Raw genomic sequence first — 4,399 nt, 5'->3', positions numbered from 1 at the left:
CTGTAAAGGCTCCGTCACTGTGGCACTTTTATAGGTATTCATGCCATATCCAAAAGGACTTAGGCATTTTCCCAGCCGTCAGCAATCCAAGACTGCTGCCCAAGCTTATTTTTTCGCCAGGCACGAACACTACGGACATCTCAGTCCGTGCGAGCATGGACTTTCCTCTACTGCAAAAAAATGCAGCAGCAATTACCCAAACGTTAACATAACATTATTGATTATAATACATTATTCAAGAAAACACAATACAAATTATTCTACCTTTTAAAAACATTAATCAAAAAGCTTGTTTCCAAATACGTGCTTTTCCAAGTTGGATAACCGTTTAAGGATATCAAAGTTAGTGGTACCCGGAGTGGCACCAGGTGCAGGTTGGCTCGGACGTTTTGTACTCTCTTCGGCCTGTTTTTTTAATTTAAGATTTTCTTGTTTAAGATCATCAATTTCCTGATGAAACACTTCATAATCTTTAATGATTAGATCCAGAAATTGATCCACATCCTCAGGTTTATAACCCTTTATGGCTGTTTTAAAATCTTTTTCAAGAATATCTTTAGCCGTTAATTTTATCTTATCGGATAGCATAAGACTTCACCTCAATACTTTCGCCAATACAATCGACTTTTTATTATTTTTTCAAATCTACTTGGGTTTGTCAACGAAACACTTTTTTTATACGTCATACTTTTTTTAGTGCCCGATATGTACTCCCATAAATCTGTATCTAATTTTCATCATAATATGAATATGCTTTTGAAACAACTTTTAGTCCATAATTATTTTTACTGTGCTAATCTTCGGACCAACTGTCTTCTTCTGCAGCCAGTTGCAGATCATCAAAGCTTATCTGTAAAATAGGGTATAGTTGAGTTTCCGCTTTTTTCATTGCTTCGTAATAAGGATATTGGGCGGATCCTTCTTTTTCGGGATCAAAAATGATTAGCATGGCATCACTTTTATGGACCATATAACGATTTTTAGTTTTCAGCTGTTGTGGTCCTTCATACGGTTTTTTGAAGATGGATTCTATAAAATCAGCGCGTGCTAAAATGGAACGGTAATAGTCTTGATTCGTCTCGTTCCATGACTCTTCCTKTTTCAGGAAGGGAGTAAGTACCCCTAATTTAAGCTGGGTATATTCTTCCTGTATCTCGAATACTACTTCTGCACTCCATAGTTCCGTTCCTAACTGGCCTGAAATAATTACCCATTCTAACCCCTCTTCCACCAATGGTAAAAGACGTTGCTTAATTGCTTTTTTTATATATTTTACTGCTTCATGATCATTTTTAAATATTCCCAATTCAAAAGCTTTGTAGCCAGTTATATACAAAACCTTCATTACTTGGCTAATCTCCCTTTTCGCATGATTATGTAAGAAGATAAGGGCTTAAAATAAGCCCTTAAATTTCAATATCCGAAATGCCCAGGTGGGCAGCAATGATGGTGATGGTGTTGCGGCCTTCCACAAATAAAGTTTTGAGTGTAACACTCATTCACTACAGATTGAGTATGTGGAAAGTAATGTTTATACGTGTTTACATGTTTATTAACGGTTGTAGTATGTGATGGGTGAACGACAGGTATCACTGTGTTCGAAACGTTTGTATTAACATATTGCTGCGTTGGAGATACCTGTGCTGGGGCTACTTGAGATGGAAGTGCTTGTGTTGGACCATATTGCGCTGGAGATACCGCAGTCGGATAACCGCCAGCCATCGGACCATATTGCGCTGGAGATACCGCAGTCGGATAACCGCCAGCCATCGGACTAGTATAAGCTCCCATTACATGGGAAGGTTTTTTTCCAGTTGAAGCACCCATTACATTTGATGCTCCCATAACATTCGATGCACCCATTACATTGGATGTTCCCATAACATTGGATTTGTGTCCTCCACAATTACGAAAATTCATTTATATTACGTCCCCTTTCGTCATGATAATTTTGGTCTTACCATTATAGACTATGAAAAAAAGGGGCTACGTGTACTGATGAAAAGACCTATTTATACGTAATAAGTATAAAACTCTATGCGACAACCTAAAGTACACATCGTTATATATGATAGCCCTACAAAAGTGCTTGCAGAGTGAATTTCTTATAATAAGGAGTAGAAACTTTCTTTTAATGATGTAAATAAAACAATCGTTAAACAAAGGACAACAAAAAATAGAAATAAAGTCGTTTTATACATTTCTCCGCTCCGCTTTCACCTTGAATTTAAATGATGTAAGGCATGAAATGAATGTTTCAGAATTTCACCCTCAACCATTACCATTTTACACATAATGACTGAATGCTACAATATTTGTAACCATTTTTTTTAATTTCATAATCACCTATTTATTGACTATGTAGATTCCAATTAAAGACTATCTATATTATACAAGTCTACCCTTAGAACCTTTTTTCCTCTCGAGTCTTTGAATCCTTTTTTCCAGATCCAAGATTTTTTTTCCTAGATGGCTGCCATTCTCTGTCCTCATCATCTCTTGATGCGCATTTCTAGTACAATTTATTGCTGAAGCGATGTCCTTAAATTGATGTTCGAATAATTTTGCACATTCAATCTGAGCCTGTATCCTTAAATGAAAATCCCCTTTTAAAGCAACTTCCTTCCAAATCTCCAACGCTTCATTGAATTGCTTTTGCTTCTTTTTCTGAAAGGCTAAAGCATGGCCAGCTATAATCCGATCTTCCTCACTTCCTACTTCCAATATTCTTTGATAGGTCTCAACCGATTCCTCTTTTTTTCCTAGATAATCGAGCCAGCGTGCAATTTCCATCGACTCTTCCGTATATCCATCTATTTGAAGAATTTTCCGGGACAAGTGAATATACAGAGTGATTAGTGATAAAATATCCACTTCATTATGCTTCATGATTCCAAACAAAATTTCCGGGTTCTTTCTTTCAACGAAATCAAAGTAAATCATCGGCGCCAAATATCCAGGAATATCATCCTCTCTATGTACACCTAAAATGTCTGTTTCGACAACGGATAATTTTACACGTTCTAATTTGTTTTTCCAAAGGCGTCTTGAAGCATGATACAAATCAAAATGTCCGAATTCAGGCAGTTTTGGAACATGTTCCTTTATCAAGGTATGTCTGGTTTTTAACTGCGGCCAATCAAATGATTTACCATTATATGTGACAAGGGTTTCATAATTGATGTTTTCCAGAAAGCTTTGGTAAAGCGGTATTTCACTACCAGGCTGTGGCAAGATATGCTGTTTTACGACCACTTCTTCACCTTCTAAATAGGCATAACCTAGTAAAAAAATTGTATTTCCGGCACCACCGCCAAGCCCTGTTGTTTCGGTATCGAAGAAAAAGAGTTCTTCGCTTTTTACACCTTTAGCGGAAAGGGGATGCGCTAATGAAGTTTGATTCCATTCTTTCACAATCTTTTTCAACTCAGAAAATGAATACAACCCATGCTTATGATTAAGGGGATAGCGGACTTCACGGATGAAACAATAGTCATCATCGAAATGAAAGGAAACGGTACCGTTCTCCAGCCACTTATCATAAAAAGGAATATCTGTATTTACTGTCGGGCTATCTTCCTCTATAGGAGAAGGATTGTTCACTGGTTCTAAGTTCATATGTGTTTTCATACGATTCAATTTATTTTTTAATGACAAAATACTGCACCTCTATTCACATACCCCTGCATTTGATGCATGGTTTTCCTTACAAAACAGATCCAATAACCGCTTAGCATCACTTTTGGCTGTCTTCGAAGCAGATTCCGTTCCGATACAGGAAGGACAGCCGTTTTCACAAGAACAATTTTCGATCATTGATTTTGTTTCCAACAAAATGACCGCAGCATTTTCAAACACTTTATCACTTAGTCCTATTCCACCTGGATAACTGTCATAAATAAAAATGGTGGGTTTTTCATTATGTGCTGCTTTAACTTGTGGATACACATGAATATCATGGGGATCGCACATTACATAAAGCGGAATCATGTAATTCAGCGCATGTGAGGCACCTATCATTCCTTGCTCGATTCGATTTTCATCCCATTCAAAAATATCAGGTTCCATGGAAAGCATGGCAGAACTCGTATGAAGTTCCACTTCTGGGAGGCTGATTGGCCCTGATCCAATATTTTCATGAGTCTCAAATTTAATTTTTTTGAATATTGTAGGCATCGCCCGGATAGAGACATCTCCAAAAGCTGCTGTAGTTGAAGAGAATGTTTGCTGTTTATCCACTTCCAAGACAGATAACTGAACAGCAAGGTTAGCATCCGTGTAATAGTCCACATTGACTTCACGTACATACGCTTTCTTTTCTTCCCAATCTAATTCTTCCACTTGGAATTGTATTCCTTGATGCAAATAAATTGCTTCATCCTTCTTCACGATGAAGCAA

General features: G+C 37.3%; 5 protein-coding genes and 1 other RNA gene. All 6 read right to left on the bottom strand.

Annotation, left to right across the window (positions count from 1 at the left end; all coding sequences use genetic code 11):
- An RNA gene (gene rnpB / locus AC1DUW_RS21765) (RNase P RNA component class B) lies at positions 1–204 on the bottom strand; the annotation flags it as partial.
- Positions 205–276: 72 nt separating this feature from the next.
- On the bottom strand, positions 277–588 hold the full coding sequence (gene gpsB / locus AC1DUW_RS21760; RefSeq protein WP_053346734.1) for a cell division regulator GpsB: 312 nt from the start codon (positions 586–588) through the stop codon (positions 277–279).
- A 205-nt stretch (positions 589–793) separates the two neighbouring features.
- Positions 794–1,345, bottom strand: a complete 552-nt coding sequence (locus tag AC1DUW_RS21755; RefSeq protein WP_477643435.1) for an SLOG family protein — start codon at positions 1,343–1,345, stop codon at positions 794–796.
- Between the two features lie 68 nt (positions 1,346–1,413).
- Positions 1,414–1,920, bottom strand: coding sequence for a CotD family spore coat protein (locus tag AC1DUW_RS21750; RefSeq protein WP_236694957.1), 507 nt, complete (start codon positions 1,918–1,920; stop codon positions 1,414–1,416).
- Positions 1,921–2,388: 468 nt separating this feature from the next.
- Complete coding sequence (locus AC1DUW_RS21745; protein ID WP_477643434.1) at positions 2,389–3,630, bottom strand: ribonuclease H-like domain-containing protein; 1,242 nt, start codon at positions 3,628–3,630, stop codon at positions 2,389–2,391.
- A gap of 39 nt (positions 3,631–3,669) precedes the next feature.
- Positions 3,670–4,399 (bottom strand): Zn-binding domain-containing protein (locus AC1DUW_RS21740; protein ID WP_477643433.1); only part of this gene is annotated, 730 nt, incomplete at its 5' end.

The sequence above is a fragment of the Peribacillus sp. P4_C12 genome (assembly GCF_056402095.1).
The sequence above is the reverse complement of the archived record's forward strand: the minus strand, read 5'-3'. Positions and strand labels throughout refer to the sequence as shown.

What these genes read in the sequence shown, in the direction of transcription:
- gpsB (WP_053346734.1), bottom strand. Translation starts at nt 588, where the DNA reads ATGCTATCCGATAAGATAAAATTAACGGCTAAAGATATTCTTGAAAAA.
- AC1DUW_RS21750 (WP_236694957.1), bottom strand. Translation starts at nt 1,920, where the DNA reads ATGAATTTTCGTAATTGTGGAGGACACAAATCCAATGTTATGGGAACA.
- AC1DUW_RS21745 (WP_477643434.1), bottom strand. Translation starts at nt 3,630, where the DNA reads ATGAAAACACATATGAACTTAGAACCAGTGAACAATCCTTCTCCTATA.